This window comes from Pseudonocardia sp., from assembly GCF_050246655.1.
In the GTDB taxonomy this organism is placed as follows: Bacteria; Actinomycetota; Actinomycetes; order Mycobacteriales; family Pseudonocardiaceae; genus Pseudonocardia.
Map to the genome: position 1 here is coordinate 44,467 of NZ_JBFWVQ010000023.1, position 16,297 is coordinate 60,763.

The window sequence follows — 16,297 nt, forward strand, 5'->3', positions numbered from 1 at the left end:
TGACGTGTACCGGTGCACCTCAGGTCACGGGCACGGCGATCACCGCCCGGCGGCGCGCGCGTACCGCAGCAGCAGCGTCCCGTCCTCGTGCAGCGCGTGCACGAGGGTCATCGGCCGCGGCGTCGCGCCTGCCGGCCCGTGCGCGATCCGGCCGCTGTCGCCCCCGGCGAGCAGCGGGGAGAGGGTGAGGCACAGCTCGTCGACGGCGTCGGCGGCATGCAGCTGGCCGTGCAGCGTCGGGCCACCCTCGCAGAGCACCCGGTACAGGCCGCGGCGGCCCAGCTCGGCGAGCAGCGCGTCCGGGGTGAGCCGGTCCAGGGGGACGACCTCCGCGCCCGCGTCGGCGAGCGCCTCCAGCCGCGTGGCGGGGGCGGTGCGCAGGGTGAGCACGATCGGGGGGACCGCGGTGTCGGTGAGCAGGCGGCTCTTCGGGTTCACCCCCGCCGAGCCGGTGACGACCGCGATGGGCGGGGGCGTGTCGCGCCCCCGGCCGGGCTTGCGGGCCCCGCGGTAGTCCTCGGCCCGCGCGGTCCCCGCGCCGACCAGGACGACGTCGCACAGCTCGCGCAGGACCCCGAACACCCGCCGGTCCGCTGCGGAGCCGAGGCCACCGGAGCGCCCGTCCACGGTCACGGCGCCGTCCACGCTGGAGACGAAGTTGACCCGCACGTACGGTGCGGTGAGCCCGGCGGGGTAGGCGTACTGCGCGGCGAGGGCGTCAGCGGCCGCGTCGTCGAGCGCGGCGGGGACGGGCAGCAGGCGGTCCATGCGGCCATCCCAGCACGGGGCGACAGACCGTGCGCGGACTACGCTCGCAGATCATGAGCAGGTCCGTTCGTGCCGCCTTCCGGGTCACCGCCGCGGGCCCCGCCGGGGTCGATCCACGGGATCAGCCGGTGGGGCCGAAGGACCGCGGCGCGGCGGGCGAGGAGCTGGCCGAGCTGGGGCCGCGGCTGGCGGGGCTGCAGGAGCGGCTCTACGCCGAGGGCTCGCGTTCCGTCCTGCTGGTGCTGCAGGGCATGGACACCTCCGGCAAGGGCGGCGTCGTCGAGCACGTCGCCGGCCTCGTGAACCCGCAGGGCCTGGCGATCACGTCGTTCAAGAAGCCCACCGAGGCCGAGCGCGCCGAGCACTACCTGGCGCGGATCCGCCGCGCCGTCCCCCGGGCCGGGTACATCGGCGTGTTCGACCGCTCCCACTACGAGGACGTGCTGGTCGTGCGGGTGGACGCCCTGGTGCCGGAGAACGTGTGGCGTCCGCGCTACGAGGAGCTGGTGGCGTTCGAGGCCGAGCTCACCGCGGCAGGCGTCACCGTGGTCAAGTGCATGCTGCACATCTCCCCGGGCGAGCAGCAGGAGCGCCTGCTGGCCCGCCTGGACGACCCCACCAAGCACTGGAAGTACCACCCCGGTGACGTCGACGTGCGCGCGAAGTGGCCTGCGTACCGCGAGGCCTACGCCGAGGCCCTGCGCCGGACCGACACCGACGCCGCCCCCTGGTACGTGATCCCGGCGGACCGCAAGTGGTACCGGAACTGGGCGATCGCGACGCTGCTGCACGAGGTCCTCGTCGACCTGGACCCGCGCTACCCGCCCGCGGACTTCGACGTCGAGGTGGAGCGGGCGCGGGTCGTGGCGAGCGTGGTCGCGTGAGGCTGCGGCTCGCGGCCCTGCTGGTATCGCCGGTCGCGCTGATGCTGCTCGCGGGATGCGGCGGCGATCCGGCGTCCGCCGCGGCCCCCTCGGACGGGGCCGCCTGCGAGCACCACGCCGCCACGTCCCCGCTGGTGCGCCACGAGGCGGACGTCTACGCGGGCATGCCGGTACCACCGGTACGCGTCGCGCTGGCGCTGGCCACGACGTGGGAGTTCTACCTCCACCCGGGGGCCGTGGATCCCGATCTGCGCGCCGCGATGGCCGAGGTCGCCGCCGCGATCGGCGACCTCGACGCGCAGGGCCGGGCCGCGGTCGCACCGGGTGCGACGCTCATGGACCCGGTGCGGCTCGATCCGTCGCGCACCCTGACGGCGGTGGACGCGGTGGATCGTGCCTGCGCGGGGGCCCTCACGCGGTGAGGCTGTGCAGCAGCAGCCACGCGAGCGCCGCCACGGTGGCCGCCATCGGGATGGTGAGCACCCACGCGACGACGATGTTGCCGGCCACCCCCCACCGCACCGCGGAGGCCCGCTTCGTGGCACCCACGCCGAGGATCGACGACGTGATCGTCTGGGTGGTCGAGATGGGTGCGGCGAAGACGAACGCGGTGGTGTAGAGCACCGCGGAGGCCGTGGACTCGGCGGTGAACCCGCGCGGCGGGTCCAGGTCGATGATCCGGCGCCCGAGCGTGCGCATGATCCGCCAGCCGCCGGCGTACGTCCCGAGGGACAGCGCCCCCGCGGCGAGCACGATGACCCACCACGGGATGTCCGTGCCCTGGTGGAACCCGCCCACGACCAGGGCCAGCACGATGACGCCCATCGTCTTCTGGGCGTCCTGCAGGCCGTGGCCGAGCGCCATCGCGGCGGCCGAGACCGTCTGGGCGTGGCGGAAGCCGCGGCCGAGCCGGGTGGGGTGCCCGTGCCGGAAGAGCCACAGGACCGCGGTCATGAGCATCCCCGCGAGCAGGAACCCGACGACCGGCGAGAGCACCATGGGGATGATGACCTTCGACACGACCCCGTCCCACTTCACGGTGCCCGCCGACGCGAGCGCCGCGCCCACCAGGCCGCCGATCAGCGCGTGCGACGAGGACGAGGGCATCCCGAACCACCAGGTGACCAGGTTCCACACGATCGCGCCGATCAGCGCGGCGAGCACGATCGTGAGGCCGGGCAGCCCGCTCGGGGCCTCGATGATGCCGCTGCCCACGGTCTGCGCCACCTCGGTGCCGAGGAACGCCCCGGCCAGGTTGAGCACGGCCGCCATCACGAGCGCGGTGCGCGGGGCGAGCGCGCGCGTGGACACCGAGGTGGCGATGGCGTTGGCGGCGTCGTGGAAGCCGTTGGTGTAGTCGAACCCGAGCGCGACGAGGATCACGGTGATCACCGCGATGAGCTCCACCTCAGGCTTCCTTCACCGCGATGCTCTCGACGGTGTTGGCGACGGTCTCGAACGCGTCCGCGGCCTCCTCGAGGGTCTCGACGACCTCCTTGAGCTTGAGGACGTCGAGGATGTCGGTGGGCGCGGCGTCGTCCGGCGGGGCGAGCAGGTCGCCGAGCAGGGAGCGGTAGACGGCGTCGGCGTCGTCCTCAAGCGAGTTGACGTGGATCCAGTACTCCTGCAGCTTCGTGGGCTTCTCCAGGCGCGGCATCGCCTCGGCGGTCGCGCCGGCTGCCTGCTGGAGCACCGACACCTGCTCGGCCACGCCGGGCGGGAGTGCACCGAGGCGGTAGAGCACGATGCGGTCCGCGGCCTCCTCGATGAGGTCGAGCACGTCGTCGAGCGAGGACGCGAGGCGGTAGATGTCCTCGCGGTCGAACGGGGTGACGAACGTCGAGTTCAGCTTGACCATGATCTCGTGGGTCAGGGTGTCGCCCGCGTTCTCCGACTCCTTGACCTGGCGGGCCAGCGCGATCCGCGCCGCGGGCTCCGCGGCGACGAGCTTGGCGAGCAGGTCGGCGGCGGAGGCGATGTTCTCGGCGGCGCGGGTGAACAGCGGGTAGAAGCCGCGTTCATGGGGAGTCAGTCGGAAAGCCACCCCCGGTTTCTACCGTGTTCACCGCCCGTCAACCGAGGAGGCTGCGGCCGATGATTTCCTTCATGATCTCGTTCGTGCCGCCGTAGATCGACTGCACGCGCGAGTCCACGAACGCCCGGGCGATCGGGTACTCGAGCATGTAGCCGTAGCCGCCGTGCAACTGGACGCACCGGTCCACCACGCGCTTCTGCACGTCTGTGGCCCACCACTTGGCCTTCGCGGCATCGGTACCCGAGAGCGTGCCCGCGACGTGCGCCGCCAGGCAGCGGTCCACGAAACACCGGGTGACGCCGACCTCGGTGTCCATCTCCGCGAGCTCGAAACGGGTGTTCTGGAACGCCCCGATCGGGCGGCCGAACGCGGAGCGCTGCCGGACGTAGTCCAGCGTGAGCTCGACGGCCCGCGCCGCCCCCGCCGCCGCACCGACCGCGATCGAGAGCCGCTCCTGGGCGAGGTTCTGCATGAGGTAGGGGAGTCCCAGGCCGATCTCGCCGAGCACGTTCTCCCCGGGCACCCGCACGTCGGTGAACGACAGCTCGGCGGTGTCCTGCGCCTTGAGTCCCACCTTGGCCAGGCGCCTGCCGCGCGCGAACCCCGCCATCCCGCGCTCGACGACGAGCAGGCTGAACCCGCGGCTGCCCGCGTCCGGGTCCGTGCGCGCCACGGCGATGACCAGGTCGGCGAGGATGCCGTTGGTGATGAACGTCTTCGACCCGTTGAGGATCCACCCGTCCCCGTCGCGGCGGGCCGTGGTCTGGACGCCCTGCAGGTCCGACCCGGCGCCGGGCTCCGTCATCGCGATCGCGGTGATGATCTCCCCGGAGCAGAACCCCGGCAGCCACCGCCGCTTCTGCTCCGGCGTGGCCAGCCGCAGCAGGTAGGGCGCGACGACGTCGTTCTGCAGCGGGAAGCCCACGCCGCTCGCCCCGGCCGTCACCAGCTCCTCGACGAGCACGGCGTTGTAGCGGAAGTCGTCGACCCCGCCGCCGCCGTACTCCTCGGGCACGTCCGTGCCGAGCAGCCCGGCCCGGCCCGCGGCCAGCCACACCTCGCGGCTCACCTGACCGTCGACCTCCCACTGCTCGTGGAAGGGGGTGATCTCCTTGGCGACGAACGTGCGGGCGAGATCGCGGAAGGCGTCGTGCTCGGCGTCGAAGATGTCGCGCTCCATGCGAGAAGTGTCACATACCAGCCGGTAACATGGTGCGCAGCGCCGACGTGCACCTCGTCGGCTGGTCGCTCGCCGGGATCTTCTGCCTGCTCGCCGTCGCCGCCGCCGTGGACGGCAGGGCGCCACTGCCGGTGCGCACCGTCACCGCGATCGGCAGCCCCGTCGACGTCTCGGCCGTGCCGCTCGTGGCCCCGCTGCTGCGCAACAACGACCTCGCGGACGGGCGCCTCGTGCTCAGCGGGCGCGCGATCCCGCTGGCCGGGGTGAACGTGCCGGTGCTCGTCGTCGCCGGGCGTGACGACGTCATCGCCCCGCAGCGCGCCGTCCGTGCGGTGGTCGATCTGGTGACCGGGGCGCCGCAGGTGCGCTTCGAGACCGCGCCCGGCGGGTACCTCGGCGTCGTCACCGGGCGCCGGGCCCGCCACACCACGTGGACCCGCCTCGACGATCACTCCGACGGCGCCGCCGCCGGGTCCCGTACCGAGCCCGGAACGACCTGATCCCATACGCCTTTCCAGACGGCGATCCGCGAACTACCGTCGCTTCGGTGACCGCGTCGATCACCTCCCACGCCGCGCATGCCGCCGCGGTCGAGGCGCTGGTGGCGGGCTACCGGGCCGTCCCGCCCGGGAGCTCCGTTCGGCTGCGCAAGCCCTCGTCGAACCTCTTCCGCTTCGGCCGCACCCCGGCGGTCGAGCTGGACACGAGCGGGCTGACCGGGGTCCTCGAGGTCGATCCGGTGACCCGCACCGCCGTCGTGCAGGGGATGACCACCTACGAGGACCTCGTGGACGCCACGCTCCCGCACGGGCTGATGCCGCTGGTCGTCCCGCAGCTCAAGACCATCACGCTCGGTGGGGCGGTTACCGGTCTGGGGATCGAGTCCAGCTCGTTCCGGCACGGGCTGCCGCACGAGTCCGTCCGGGAGATGGACGTGCTGACCGGGGGCGGCGACGTCGTCACGGCCACCCCGGACGGCGAGCACGCCGACCTCTACGCCGGGTTCCCCAACTCGTACGGCACCCTCGGCTACGCACTGCGGCTGGTGATCGACCTGCAGCCGGTGAAGCCCTACGTCCGGCTCACCCACCGCCGCCACGACACCGCCGCGGACGTCACCGCGGCGATCGTCGAGGCGTGCGCCGGGCCGTACGACTTCGTGGACGGCGTCGTCTTCTCCGCGGGCGAGCACTACCTGACGCTGGGTGAGTTCGTCGACGAGCCCCTCACGCCCGTCAGCGACTACACCGGGCAGCAGGTGTTCTACCGCTCGCTGCGGCGGCGCGCGGTGGACCACCTGACCGTCCGCGACTACATCTGGCGCTGGGACACGGACTGGTTCTGGTGCTCGCGCGCCTTCGGCGTGCAGCAGCCCGTGGTGCGGGCGCTGTGGCCGCGGCGGTGGCGGCGCTCGGACGTCTACCGCAGGCTCGTCGCGTGGGACCGCCGCCAGGGCGTGAGCGACCGGCTGCGCAGGCTCGGCGGCCTCCCGCCGGAGGAGCCGGTGGTGCAGGACGTCGAGATCCCGGTCGCGCGGTTGCCCGAGTTCCTGGAGGCGTTCCACACCGACGTGGGCATCGCGCCGGTCTGGCTGTGCCCGCTGAAGCTGCGGGAACCGCGCGACGGCAGCGGAGCGGTCATCGGCCCCGCCCGGTCGTGGCCGCTCTACCCGATGACCCCCGGCGAGCTCTACGTCAATGCCGGGTTCTGGTCCGCCGTGCCGCAGGAACCGGGGCGGCCCGACGCGCACAACCGGCGCGTCGAGCAGCTCGTCGCGCAGCTGGGCGGGCACAAGTCGCTGTACTCGACCGTGCACTACAGCGAGGACGAGTTCTGGCGACGCTACAACGGGACGGCCTACCGTGCTCTCAAGGAGCGGTACGACCCGCGGGGGGTCCTTCCCGATCTCTATCGGAAGGTGGCGGAGGCGAAGGGCGGGTGAGCATCGCAGTGAGCGTCAGCGAGCGAGGAGCGGAGCCCGGCCCGGAGCCGACCATGGGTGCGGAGGCGAAGGGCGGGTGAGCATCGCAGTGAGCGTCAGCGAGCGAGGAGCGGAGTCCGTCCCGGAGCCGACCATGGGTGCGGAGGCGAAGGGCGGGTGAGCATCGCAGTGAGCGTCAGCGAGCGAGGAGCGGAGCCCGTCCCGGAGCCCGACAGGTGACGACAGTACGTAGCGCAGGGCGGCGCGCGTCTTATCTCAGGGGCGGTGACGACATGCGGGTGGCGGAGATCCTCGGCAGCGTGCTGGGGCCGGACGTCCCGGTGCGTGTGATCGGCTACGACGGCAGCAAGTCGGGACCGGACACGGCGTCGGTCGCACTACGGATCGTCTCGCCGCGAGCGCTGGCGCGCCTCGCGACGGCACCGGGCACCCTCGGCATGGCCAGGGCGTACGTGACGGGAGAGCTGGAGGTCGAGGGCGACCTCCACGCGCTGCTCGTCGCGGTCGCCGGGCTCACGATGGCGCCGATGACGACGGCGGAGAAGGTCCGGATCGCGCGGCGGATGCTGCCGCTGTGGGTGCGCCACCACCAGCCGCCGCCGGAGCTCGAGTTCCGCCCACCGGGGCGGCTGCACTCGAAGCGGCGCGACGCGAAGGTGATCTCGCACCACTACGACGTCTCGAACCGCTTCTACGGGTGGGTGCTGGGCCCGTCGATGGCCTACACCTGCGCCTGCTACCCGACGGCGGACGCCACCCTCGAGGAGGCGCAGGCCACCAAGTTCGAGCTGGTGACGAACAAGCTCGGGCTCCGGTCGGGGATGCGGCTGCTCGACGTCGGCTGCGGCTGGGGCGGCATGGTCATGCACGCCGCGGCCGAGCACGGGGTGAAGGCGCTGGGCGTCACGCTGTCGCGCAACCAGGCCGAGTGGGCGCAGGCCGAGATCACCCGCCGCGGGCTGGACGGCCTTGCCGAGGTCCGACACCTCGACTACCGCGACGCCCCCGAGCACGAGTTCGACGCCATCAGCTCGATCGGGCTCACCGAGCACCTGGGCGCCGAGGCGTTGCCGGGGTACTTCTCGTCGCTGGCCGGGCGGCTGGTGGAGGGCGGGCGGCTGCTCAACCACTGCATCACGCAGCCGCACACGCCGCACAGCCGCCGCACCGACCCGTTCATCAACCGCTACGTGTTCCCGGACGGCCAGCTGCACACCGTCGGGCACCTCGTGTCGGTGATGAACGACCACGGCTTCGAGGTGCGCCACGAGGAGAACCTGCGCGAGCACTACGCGATGACGCTGCGGGACTGGGGATCGAACCTCGAGGACAACTGGGAGGCCGCGGTCGCCGAGGTGGGCGAGGGCCGGGCGCGCGTGTGGCGGCTCTACATGGCGGCGAGCCGCGTCGGGTTCGAGCGCAACAACATCCAGCTCCACCAGGTGCTCGGGGTGAAGGTTGACCGCGACGGCAGCTCGGGGATGCCCCTGCGTGGCTGGTGACCGGTCCCCGGCTCCCGGGAGTGCCCACCTCGACGCCCGCCTCCGCGGCCGTCTGACCGCCCATCTCGCGGCATGGCTCGGGCGCTGGCCCGGCGACGGGCCGGGGCTCACGGTCGTGGGGTCGGCGGCGCGTGTGGCGCCCGGCTGGGACGGGCGGGTGTACCCGCTGATCGGGGTCTCGTCCCCGGAGTCGGGCGTGCTGTCGGTGCCCCCGGGCACCGAGGCGGCCGTCGCGGCCGCGCTGGCGGCGGGCGACCGCCGCGGCGTCCCCGCTGCCGCCGGGCTCGCCGGGCGCTGGTTCAGCGGGGTGTTCCGGTGGAGCATCGCGCCCGCGCCTCTGCCTGAGGCGGGCGAGTGGGTCGCGGCCGCTGACCCTTCCGTGCCGGCGTGGCTGCGCCCCTTCGGTGGCGAGGTGCTGGTGGCCCGCGATCCCGGCAGTGGCGAGCACCTCGCCGGGGTCGGGATCAAGCGCCACGACGCGTACGGCCGGGAGCTGGCCGTCGTCACCACCGACAGGGCACGGGGCAGGGGCCTCGCCCGGCGGCTCGTCGCGCAGGCCGCGCGGCGCGTCCTGGACGAGGGTGCGGTACCCACCTACCTGCACGACCCTGCGAACCTCGGGTCGGCGAAGGTGGCCACGGCGGCGGGGTTCGCCGACCTCGGCTGGCAGGTGCACGGCCTCGCCGAGGGGTGACCGGGTGGGCTCGGGTGGGGGCCGGGCGCGGCCCGGCTGCGCCGGGTCGGGGGTCACCGCTCCGGCGGGCCCGGCTGCGCCGGGTGGCGGGGGTCGTCGCAGGGTTCGGCTGTGCTTCGCAGGCTGTGGGCGGGTGCTTCGCAGGGTTCCGATACGCCTCGCAGGCCTCAGGTGCACTTCGCAGGCCCTGGGCGGGCGCTTCGCAGGGTTCGGGTGCGGTTCGCAGGGGCTGCAGCGTCTGCGAGAGGTGTGATCGCCCTGCGAGGCCGCGCCGGGGTGGGGGCTGGCGCGGGGGTCGGGGCGGGCGGCGGGGTGGGGTGCGTCGCGCGGCAGGTGGGCCGGGTGGTCGCGGGGTTCGGGTGCGCTTCGCAGGCCGTGGTCGGGGTCGTCGCAGGGATCCGATGCGCCGCGCAGGCCCTGCGCGGGTGCTTCGCAGGGGTTGGGTGCGGTTCGCAGAGCTGCAGCCTCTGCGAGGGGTGTGTCTGCCCTGCGAGGTGTGCGCAGCGCAGCGCCGCACCCGCACGGGCCGTCGCCCGTCAGCCGAGCTCGTCGCGGATCCAGGCCACCAGCCCCGGCATCGCCGCGCGCACCATCCCCAGCACCAGGACGAACCCGTCGTCCGCGCCGTAGTAGGGGTCCGGGACGTCCGCGCCCGGCGGCGCGGACGGGTCGAACGAGCGCAGCAGCCGCACCCGCTCGGGCTCCGGCACCTTGCCCTGCAGGATCCGGCGGTGCTCGTTGTCGAGCGCGACGATGAGGTCGGCCGCGAGCAGCTCGGCGTCGAGCTGGCGGGCGGTGTGGGTGTCCGGGTAGCCGTGCGCGCGCAGCAGCGCCGCCGTGCGGGGATCCGCAGGGTTCCCGACGTGCCATCCGCCGGTTCCGGCGCTGGTCACGCGCACGCGGCCGTCGAGACCCGCCTGCACCAGCTCGGCGTCGAGGACCTTCTCCGCGATCGGCGACCGGCAGATGTTGCCGGTGCAGACGAAGCACACATGAAGTTCGGCCGGGGGAGCCATGAGGGAAGTGTTACCTATCCGCGCCGGGCCTGCCGTACCGCTCCCGGGCGGACCGTAGGGTTCTGCGCATGGATCACGGGCACCTCGGCGGCGTCGGTGTGCGGCACGACCACCCGGGCCAGCGACGAGGGGCCCGACCGGACGGCGAGCACGGCCCGACGGGCGGCGCCACGGCCTCCTGCGGATCGCCCTGCCCTGAGGGTGGGGATCCGGCCCACGACCTGCGCCATCACGGCGACGTCGACGCGGCTCCCGGGCAGCTGGACTTCGCGGTGAACGTGCAGGGCGAGGCGCCCCCGGCCTGGCTGCGGGCGCGGCTCGCCACGACCCTCGACGACCTCGCCCGCTACCCGTCGGCAGCGCGCGACGAGCGTGCCCGTGCCGCCGTCGCCGACCGCCACGGCCGCCGCCGCGACGAGGTGCTGGTCCTCGCCGGGAGCGCGGAGGGGTTCGCGTTGCTGCCCGCGCTGCGGCCGCGGCTGGCCGCCGTCGTGCACCCGGGGTTCACCGAGCCCGAGCTGGCGCTGCGCACCGGTGACGTGCCGGTGGTGCGGGTGCTCACCGCCGAGGCGGACGGCCACCGGCTGGACCCGGCGGCCGTACCGGACGAGGCCGACCTCGTCGTCATCGGCAACCCGACCAACCCCACCGGTGTGTTGCACCCGGCGACGGCACTGAGGGAGCTGGCCCGTCCGGGCCGCGTCCTGCTCGTCGACGAGGCGTTCGCGGACGCGCTGCCCGGCGAGCCCGGGTCGCTCGCGGGTGCGGCGGACGTCCCGGGGCTGCTCGTGTTCCGCAGCCTCACCAAGACGTGGGCGCTGGCGGGGCTGCGCGCCGGCTACGCCCTGGGGGCGCCGGAGCTGCTTGCCCGCCTGGCCCGTCCGCGGCCGCACTGGCCGGTGTCGACCATCGCGCTGGAGGCCGTCACCGCCTGCTGCTCGCCGGCGGCGGTGGCCGAGGGAGCCGCGGCGGCCACCCGGCTGCAGCGGTGGCGGGCCGCACAGGCCGCGGCACTCGCGGCCGTTCCGGGGGTGACGGTGCTGCCCGGTGTCGCGCCGTTCCTCCTGCTGCGGTTGCCACCGGGATCGGGTTCGCCGGTGCGTGCGGCGCTGCAGGGAGCGGGGATCGCCGTCCGCCGCGGCGAGACGTTCCCCGGCCTGGGGCCGGACCACGTCCGGGTGGCGGTGCGGGCCCCGGAGCAGGTGGCCGTACTCGCCGCGGCTCTGGGGGCCGCCCTCGACCGTCGAGAACGACGTTCAGCAGGCTCGGAGGGCTTGTCGATCAGCGCAGTGTCGTTCTCGACGGGGGAGGCCCGGTGAGCCCGCGTGTCGCCGACGTCATCGCCGCGCTCGAGGTCGCCTACCCTCCGGCGCTCGCCGCGGACTGGGACGCCGTCGGGCTCGTCTGCGGCGATCCGGCCGAGCCGGTCGAGACCGTCCTCGTCGCCGTCGACGCCGTCCCCCAGACCGTCGACGAGGCGATCGAAGCGGGCGCCCAGCTGCTGCTCAGCCACCACCCGCTGCTGCTGCGCGGGGTGCACGGGGTCGGCGCCGACACCCCGAAGGGTGCGCTCGTGCACCGCCTCGTCCGGGCGGGGACGGCGCTCTACACCGCGCACACGAACGCGGACGCCGCCGACCCGGGTGTCTCGGACGCGCTGGCCGGGGCGATCGGGCTGGAGGTCACGGGCCCGCTGGTGGGCACGCCCGAACCTGCGCTGGACAAGATCGTCACCTTCATCCCGACCGGGCCCGCGATCAGCGCCGTCCACGAGGCCCTGTCCGCGGCGGGTGCGGGCAACATCGGCGACTACAGCCACTGCTCGTTCGCCACCGCCGGCACCGGGCAGTTCCGGCCCCTGGAGGGTGCGCACCCGACGATCGGCACGGTCGGGCGCCTGGAGCGGGTGCCCGAGACGAAGCTGGAGATGGTGCTGCCCCGGGGGAAGCGGGCGGCGGTCGTCGCGGCGCTGCGCGCGTCGCACCCGTACGAGGAACCGGCGTTCGACGTCCTGGAGCTCGCCGACATCGCGTCGAGCCGCGGATTGGGGCGGATCGGGACGTTGCCGCAGCCCGAGCCGCTGTCGGCGTTCACCCGCCGGGTCGCGGCCGTACTGCCCGTCACGGCCTGGGGTGTGCGGGCCGCGGGTGACCCGGACCGTCCCGTCCGCACTGTCGCGGTCTGCGGGGGCGCGGGGGACTCCGCGCTGTCGGCGGCGGCCGCCGCGGGCGTGGACGCGTACGTCACCGCGGACCTGCGTCACCACCCCGCGTCCGAGCACCTCCTCGCCGGCGGGCCGGCGCTCGTCGACGTGGCGCACTGGGCGTCGGAGTGGCCGTGGTGTGCCCAGGCGGCCGACGTCGTGCGCGCAGCGCTTCGGGGTAGCGTCACCGTCCACGTCTCGCGGCGCCGCACCGATCCCTGGACGCTCGCGGCGCCTGCTACCGGAGGGACCCATGAAGGCTGATCCCGCCGCACAGCGGCGGTTGCTCGACCTCGCCGAGGTGGACGCCGAGCTCACGCGCCTCGCGCACCGCCGCCGCACGCTTCCCGAACACGCCGCCCTCACCGAGGCCGAGGCGGCCGTGCGGGCGGCGAAGGACGCGCTCGTGCAGAGCGAGACGGCCGCGGGCGACCTGGATCGTGACATCCGCCGCCTCGAACGCGACGTCGAGGCCGTCAGGGCGCGCACGGTTCGCGACCGGGGCCTGCTCGCGTCGGCGGGCGCCCGCCAGGCCACGGACCTGCAGCACGAGCTGGACACGCTCGCCCGCCGCCAGGCCGTCCTGGAGGACGAGCAGCTGGAGATCATGGAGCGGCGCGAGGCGCTGGACACGGATCTGGACCACGCCCGCGGGGTGCTCGCGGCGGCCGAGCAGCGGCTCGCGGACGTCGGCGCGCGCCGCGACACCGAGCTCGCCGACATCGACACCGCCGAGGCCGGCCGCACCCGGGATCGCTCGACCGTCGCCGGGGAGGTGTCCGCCGACCTGCTCGCGGCCTACGAGCGCCGCCGCGCCCAGCGGGGCGTCGGGGCGGCGCTCCTGCGGGAACGGCGGTGCGGGGCGTGCCGGCTAGAGCTGGACCGCACGGCCCTCTCGGCGCTGCGCAACGCGCCCGCGGACGACGTCGTGCACTGCGAGGAGTGCGGCGTCATCCTGGTGCGGACGACGGAGTCGGGGCTGTAGATGAAGGTGATCGTCGAGGCGGACGGCGGGTCGCGCGGCAACCCCGGCCCCGCCGGCTACGGCGCGGTGGTGCTGGATGCGGCCACCGAGGAGGTGCTCGCCGAACGCCGGGCCGGGCTGGGGACCGCGACGAACAACGTCGCCGAGTACCGCGGGCTCATCGCCGGGCTCGAGGCGGCGCGGGAGCTCGGCGCCACCGACGTCGAGGTGCGGATGGACTCCAAGCTGGTCGTCGAGCAGATGTCGGGGCGGTGGCAGGTCAAGCACCCGGCGATGAAGCCGCTCGCGCTGGAGGCGGCGAAGCTGGTCCGCGGGTTCGCGTCGGTGCGGTTCGGCTGGGTGCCGCGCTCGCGCAACGCGCGGGCGGACGCGCTGGCGAACCAGGCGATGGACGCCCAGGCCGCGTCGTGACCGGGCCGGGGGCGGGGCGGGGTGCGCACCGGCGGGCGTGGGGCGGGGGGTGCCGTCGCCCGTGCCGCAGCAGGGTGGCTTTACTCCGGTCCTACCGCAGTAAAGCCACCCTGCTGCGGGCACCGGCCGGGCACACGCCGTGACCTCGCCGTCCTCGCCGTCCCCGCCGTCCCCGCCGCCCCCGACGGCCCCGGCATCGGCCGGCTGGACCGGCCAGGTCGGCACGCCGACGCGGCTCTACCTGCTGCGGCACGGGCAGACGGCGCTGTCGGTGCACCGCCGCTACTCCGGCCGCGGCGATCCGCCGCTCACCACCGTCGGCGAGGCCCAGGCGGACGGCGCCGCCGCCCGCCTCGCGGGGATCGCCGGGATCGCGGCCGTGCTGACGTCGCCGCTGACGCGGGCCCGGCACACCGCCGAGCGCGTCGCGGCCGCCACCGGTGCCCCGCTGCACGTGCGCGAGGGCCTCGTGGAGACGGACTTCGGCGCGTGGGAGGGCCTCACCTTCACCGAGGCGGGCGAGCGCGACCCGGAGCTGCACGGGCGCTGGCTCGGCTCCACCGACGTCGCGCCACCGGGCGGGGAGAGCTTCGCCCAGGTGGGCCGTCGGCTCGCCGCCGAGCGGGAGGCGATCCTCGCGGAGTACCCCGCGTCCGCGATCGTGCTGGTGAGCCACGTGACCCCGATCAAGATTCTGCTCCGCGACGCGCTGGCCGCCGGCCCGTCGGTCCTCTACCGGCTGCACCTGGATCTGGCGTCGCTGTCGGTCGTCGAGCTGTACCCGGACGGCGGGGCGTCGGTGCTGCTCGTGAACGACGTCGGTCACGTCACGAGCAGGTAGATCCCGACGGCGAAGCCGAGCGTCACGACGCACCAGCGCAACACGTCCTCCCGCAGTCGCCGGGCGATCCGCGCGCCCACGTAGCCGCCGAGCAGCGTCGTCGGCGCGAGCAGCGCCACGGCGAGCCAGTCCACCGGCGCGGCGACCGCGAAGATCACCACGGTGACGGTCGCGACGACCAGGGCGAGCAGCCCCTTCAACGCGTTGAGACGCACCAGGCCGTCGTGCGCGCAGAGGGCGAGGGTGGCGATCAGGATGACGCCCAGCGCGCCACCGAAGTAGCCGCCGTAGATCCCGGCGAGGAACACCGCGGGCAGCAGGACGCGCTCGCGGTCGGGTGCGTCGGGCTCGGGGGCCCCGATCCAGCGCTTGATCCACGGCTGGGCGGCGAGCACGGCGCTGGCCGCGATGACGAGCACGGGCACGACGGCGTCGAACACCGACTCCGGCAGCACCAGCAGGAGCGCGCAGCCCACGGCCGACCCGACCGCTGCGACGGACGTGGTGAGCAGCGCGCGTCTGCGCTGGCCCTGCAGCTCCTGGCGGTTGCCCGCCACGATGCCGACGTAGCCGGGCCACTGCGCGATCGAGTTGGTGACGTTGGCGTTGAGCGGCGGCAGGCCCACCGCCAGCAGTGCCGGGAACACCAGCAGCGACCCCCCGCCAGCCACCGCGTTCACCGCGCCGGCGAGCAGCCCCGCCACGAGCAGGAACGCCAGCGCACCCGGCGAGGAACCGATCACGCCCGGCACGGTATCCCGCGTCGGCCGCCCGGACCGTGCCGCGTGTCACCCGGCCGCTGCGCCGCGGTGGCCCAGCGCGGACGATGGGTGCATGGACGACGCGGGCGGCGACGAGGTCTGCTGGCTGCACGAGCTGTGCCCCGACTGCGGTGCCATGCCCTCCGGTGAGGCCCCGGCCCGGTGCTGGCGGTGCGGGCGGCCGCTAGAGTGGCCGCGCGGACGAGCGGGCCGGGCGGCCGCGTCGGCGGGGCGGGACGACCGGCCTGCCGCCGAGGAAAGTCCGGACTCCACAGGGCAGGGTGGTTGCCAACAGCAACCCGGGGCGACCCGCGGGACAGTGCCACAGAAAGCAGACCGCCGCCGCGCGAGCGACGGTAAGGGTGAAACGGTGGTGTAAGAGACCACCAGCACCCCGGGTGACCGGGGTGGCTCGGTAAACCCCACCCGGAGCAAGACCAAGAGGCCCCGCGAGGGGCTGCGCAGGCGTTCGAGGGCGGCCCGCCCGAGCCTGCGGGTAGGTCGCTCGAGCCTGCCGGCGACGGCAGGCCTAGATGGATGGTCGCCGAACGGAGCACCGCGAGGTGCCCGGGAACAGGATCCGGCTTACAGGCCCGCTCGTCCGCCCCGCCCTCCGGCACCTCGGCCGGGGGAGCGGGGCACCGTGTCTGAGCTGCAGGTTTCGTCTCGTCGGTTCTACCGAGTTCTCACCGCTCCCCGACGTGCCACGGCCCAGGGACGGCCCAGGACGTGATCTTGTTGTGGACGCCGTCCGGCTTCGGTGGTGATCTCCTTGCGGCGCGGGTTCATCCCTGCCGGGCCGGTGTCCGGGGTGCAAGCCACTCCCTCCCGGCTTGTGCTCCGGGCGTCGGTCTGGCTGCCCTCGGGCGCGCCGTGAGGAGGTCGCCGCCGCGCTGTTGGCTGATCTCCGAAGCGGTGCCGGGTCCGGGCGGAGCCCGGGTACTTGTCCTTGGCGCTGGGTTCCGTCGTGGATCTGGTCGTCGTCTCGGTGGTGCGGCCGGTCAGCCGGTCCCGCCGGCCGCGACCGGGCCGGAGGTAGAGGGAGCGAGCCGAGCGGGGCCGGCGCAGCCGGCCG

At 74.4% G+C, this 16,297-nt stretch carries 17 protein-coding genes and 1 other RNA gene; 12 read left to right on the forward strand and 6 right to left on the reverse strand.

The genetic code is table 11. From position 1 onward, the window contains the following. Positions 1-39: 39 nt before the first annotated feature. Positions 40-768: a pyrimidine reductase family protein gene (locus tag AB7J25_RS10690; protein ID WP_428507690.1), complete on the reverse strand. Its 729-nt coding sequence runs from the start codon at positions 766-768 to the stop codon at positions 40-42. 53 nt (positions 769-821) lie between these two features. Here AB7J25_RS10690 and AB7J25_RS10695 point away from each other — a divergent pair, with 53 nt between their 5' ends. Both AB7J25_RS10695 and AB7J25_RS10700 read left to right on the forward strand, forming a co-directional pair. Beyond that, positions 822-1,652, forward strand: coding sequence for a PPK2 family polyphosphate kinase (locus tag AB7J25_RS10695; protein WP_428507692.1), 831 nt, complete (start codon positions 822-824; stop codon positions 1,650-1,652). Continuing rightward, entirely contained in the window at positions 1,649-2,074 is a 426-nt protein-coding gene (locus tag AB7J25_RS10700) for a hypothetical protein (protein ID WP_428507694.1), read from the forward strand. The genes AB7J25_RS10695 and AB7J25_RS10700 overlap by 4 nt, the downstream gene beginning before the upstream one ends. Here AB7J25_RS10700 and AB7J25_RS10705 read toward each other — a convergent pair. Genes AB7J25_RS10705 through AB7J25_RS10715 form a run of 3 tightly spaced genes read right to left on the reverse strand, consistent with a single transcriptional unit; the run spans position 2,064 to position 4,867 of the window. Continuing rightward, a complete protein-coding gene (locus AB7J25_RS10705; protein ID WP_428507696.1) occupies positions 2,064-3,059 on the reverse strand; it encodes an anion permease in 996 nt (331 codons plus the stop codon). The two genes, AB7J25_RS10700 and AB7J25_RS10705, sit on opposite strands and share 11 nt — an antisense overlap. Position 3,060: 1 nt before the next feature. Then, positions 3,061-3,696 carry a DUF47 domain-containing protein gene (locus AB7J25_RS10710; RefSeq protein WP_428507698.1) on the reverse strand — a complete coding sequence of 212 codons (636 nt, stop codon included), beginning with the start codon at positions 3,694-3,696 and terminating at the stop codon, positions 3,061-3,063. A 28-nt stretch (positions 3,697-3,724) separates the two neighbouring features. Beyond that, a complete protein-coding gene (locus AB7J25_RS10715; protein WP_428507700.1) occupies positions 3,725-4,867 on the reverse strand; it encodes an acyl-CoA dehydrogenase family protein in 1,143 nt (380 codons plus the stop codon). 29 nt (positions 4,868-4,896) lie between these two features. On the opposite strand from AB7J25_RS10715, the gene AB7J25_RS10720 reads away from it, so the two are divergent. The 4 genes from AB7J25_RS10720 to AB7J25_RS10735 all read left to right on the forward strand — a co-directional run bounded on the left by AB7J25_RS10720 (position 4,897) and on the right by AB7J25_RS10735 (position 9,005). After that, the gene (locus AB7J25_RS10720) at positions 4,897-5,367 is read left to right on the forward strand and encodes a hypothetical protein (RefSeq protein ID WP_428507702.1); all 471 of its coding nucleotides are present in this window, start codon (positions 4,897-4,899) and stop codon (positions 5,365-5,367) included. Positions 5,368-5,414: 47 nt separating this feature from the next. Beyond that, entirely contained in the window at positions 5,415-6,809 is a 1,395-nt protein-coding gene (locus AB7J25_RS10725) for an FAD-binding oxidoreductase (protein ID WP_428507704.1), read from the forward strand. Positions 6,810-7,081: 272 nt separating this feature from the next. Then, a complete protein-coding gene (locus tag AB7J25_RS10730; RefSeq protein WP_428507705.1) occupies positions 7,082-8,311 on the forward strand; it encodes a class I SAM-dependent methyltransferase in 1,230 nt (409 codons plus the stop codon). Continuing rightward, a complete protein-coding gene (locus AB7J25_RS10735; protein ID WP_428507707.1) occupies positions 8,301-9,005 on the forward strand; it encodes a GNAT family N-acetyltransferase in 705 nt (234 codons plus the stop codon). The genes AB7J25_RS10730 and AB7J25_RS10735 overlap by 11 nt, the downstream gene beginning before the upstream one ends. A gap of 536 nt (positions 9,006-9,541) precedes the next feature. Here the strand turns inward: AB7J25_RS10735 and AB7J25_RS10740 are convergent. Next, positions 9,542-10,021, reverse strand: a complete 480-nt coding sequence (locus tag AB7J25_RS10740; RefSeq protein WP_428507709.1) for a low molecular weight protein-tyrosine-phosphatase — start codon at positions 10,019-10,021, stop codon at positions 9,542-9,544. Positions 10,022-10,089: 68 nt separating this feature from the next. On the opposite strand from AB7J25_RS10740, the gene cobC reads away from it, so the two are divergent. The 5 genes from cobC to AB7J25_RS10765 all read left to right on the forward strand — a co-directional run bounded on the left by cobC (position 10,090) and on the right by AB7J25_RS10765 (position 14,461). Further along, a complete protein-coding gene (cobC, locus tag AB7J25_RS10745; protein WP_428507711.1) occupies positions 10,090-11,340 on the forward strand; it encodes an Rv2231c family pyridoxal phosphate-dependent protein CobC in 1,251 nt (416 codons plus the stop codon). Further along, positions 11,337-12,488, forward strand: a complete 1,152-nt coding sequence (locus AB7J25_RS10750; protein ID WP_428507713.1) for a Nif3-like dinuclear metal center hexameric protein — start codon at positions 11,337-11,339, stop codon at positions 12,486-12,488. Before cobC ends, AB7J25_RS10750 begins: the two co-directional genes overlap by 4 nt. Beyond that, positions 12,478-13,209 (forward strand): zinc ribbon domain-containing protein, encoded by a 732-nt coding sequence (locus tag AB7J25_RS10755; protein ID WP_428507715.1) that lies wholly within the window; start codon positions 12,478-12,480, stop codon positions 13,207-13,209. Before AB7J25_RS10750 ends, AB7J25_RS10755 begins: the two co-directional genes overlap by 11 nt. Then, entirely contained in the window at positions 13,210-13,620 is a 411-nt protein-coding gene (locus tag AB7J25_RS10760) for a reverse transcriptase-like protein (RefSeq protein WP_428507717.1), read from the forward strand. It begins immediately after the preceding gene. A 139-nt stretch (positions 13,621-13,759) separates the two neighbouring features. Further along, positions 13,760-14,461, forward strand: coding sequence for a histidine phosphatase family protein (locus AB7J25_RS10765; RefSeq protein WP_428507719.1), 702 nt, complete (start codon positions 13,760-13,762; stop codon positions 14,459-14,461). Here the strand turns inward: AB7J25_RS10765 and AB7J25_RS10770 are convergent. Continuing rightward, positions 14,443-15,204 (reverse strand): sulfite exporter TauE/SafE family protein, encoded by a 762-nt coding sequence (locus AB7J25_RS10770; protein WP_428507721.1) that lies wholly within the window; start codon positions 15,202-15,204, stop codon positions 14,443-14,445. The genes AB7J25_RS10765 and AB7J25_RS10770 overlap by 19 nt on opposite strands. A 220-nt stretch (positions 15,205-15,424) precedes the next feature. Between AB7J25_RS10770 and rnpB the strand changes: the two genes are divergently transcribed. Further along, positions 15,425-15,826, forward strand: an RNA gene (rnpB, locus tag AB7J25_RS10775) — RNase P RNA component class A. Positions 15,827-16,297: the final 471 nt, after the last annotated feature.

What these genes read in the sequence shown, in the direction of transcription:
- AB7J25_RS10690 (WP_428507690.1), bottom strand. Translation starts at nt 768, where the DNA reads ATGGACCGCCTGCTGCCCGTCCCCGCCGCGCTCGACGACGCGGCCGCT.
- AB7J25_RS10695 (WP_428507692.1), top strand. Translation starts at nt 822, where the DNA reads ATGAGCAGGTCCGTTCGTGCCGCCTTCCGGGTCACCGCCGCGGGCCCC.
- AB7J25_RS10715 (WP_428507700.1), bottom strand. Translation starts at nt 4,867, where the DNA reads ATGGAGCGCGACATCTTCGACGCCGAGCACGACGCCTTCCGCGATCTC.
- AB7J25_RS10720 (WP_428507702.1), top strand. Translation starts at nt 4,897, where the DNA reads ATGGTGCGCAGCGCCGACGTGCACCTCGTCGGCTGGTCGCTCGCCGGG.
- AB7J25_RS10730 (WP_428507705.1), top strand. Translation starts at nt 7,082, where the DNA reads ATGCGGGTGGCGGAGATCCTCGGCAGCGTGCTGGGGCCGGACGTCCCG.
- AB7J25_RS10740 (WP_428507709.1), bottom strand. Translation starts at nt 10,021, where the DNA reads ATGGCTCCCCCGGCCGAACTTCATGTGTGCTTCGTCTGCACCGGCAAC.
- cobC (WP_428507711.1), top strand. Translation starts at nt 10,090, where the DNA reads ATGGATCACGGGCACCTCGGCGGCGTCGGTGTGCGGCACGACCACCCG.
- AB7J25_RS10755 (WP_428507715.1), top strand. Translation starts at nt 12,478, where the DNA reads ATGAAGGCTGATCCCGCCGCACAGCGGCGGTTGCTCGACCTCGCCGAG.
- AB7J25_RS10760 (WP_428507717.1), top strand. Translation starts at nt 13,210, where the DNA reads ATGAAGGTGATCGTCGAGGCGGACGGCGGGTCGCGCGGCAACCCCGGC.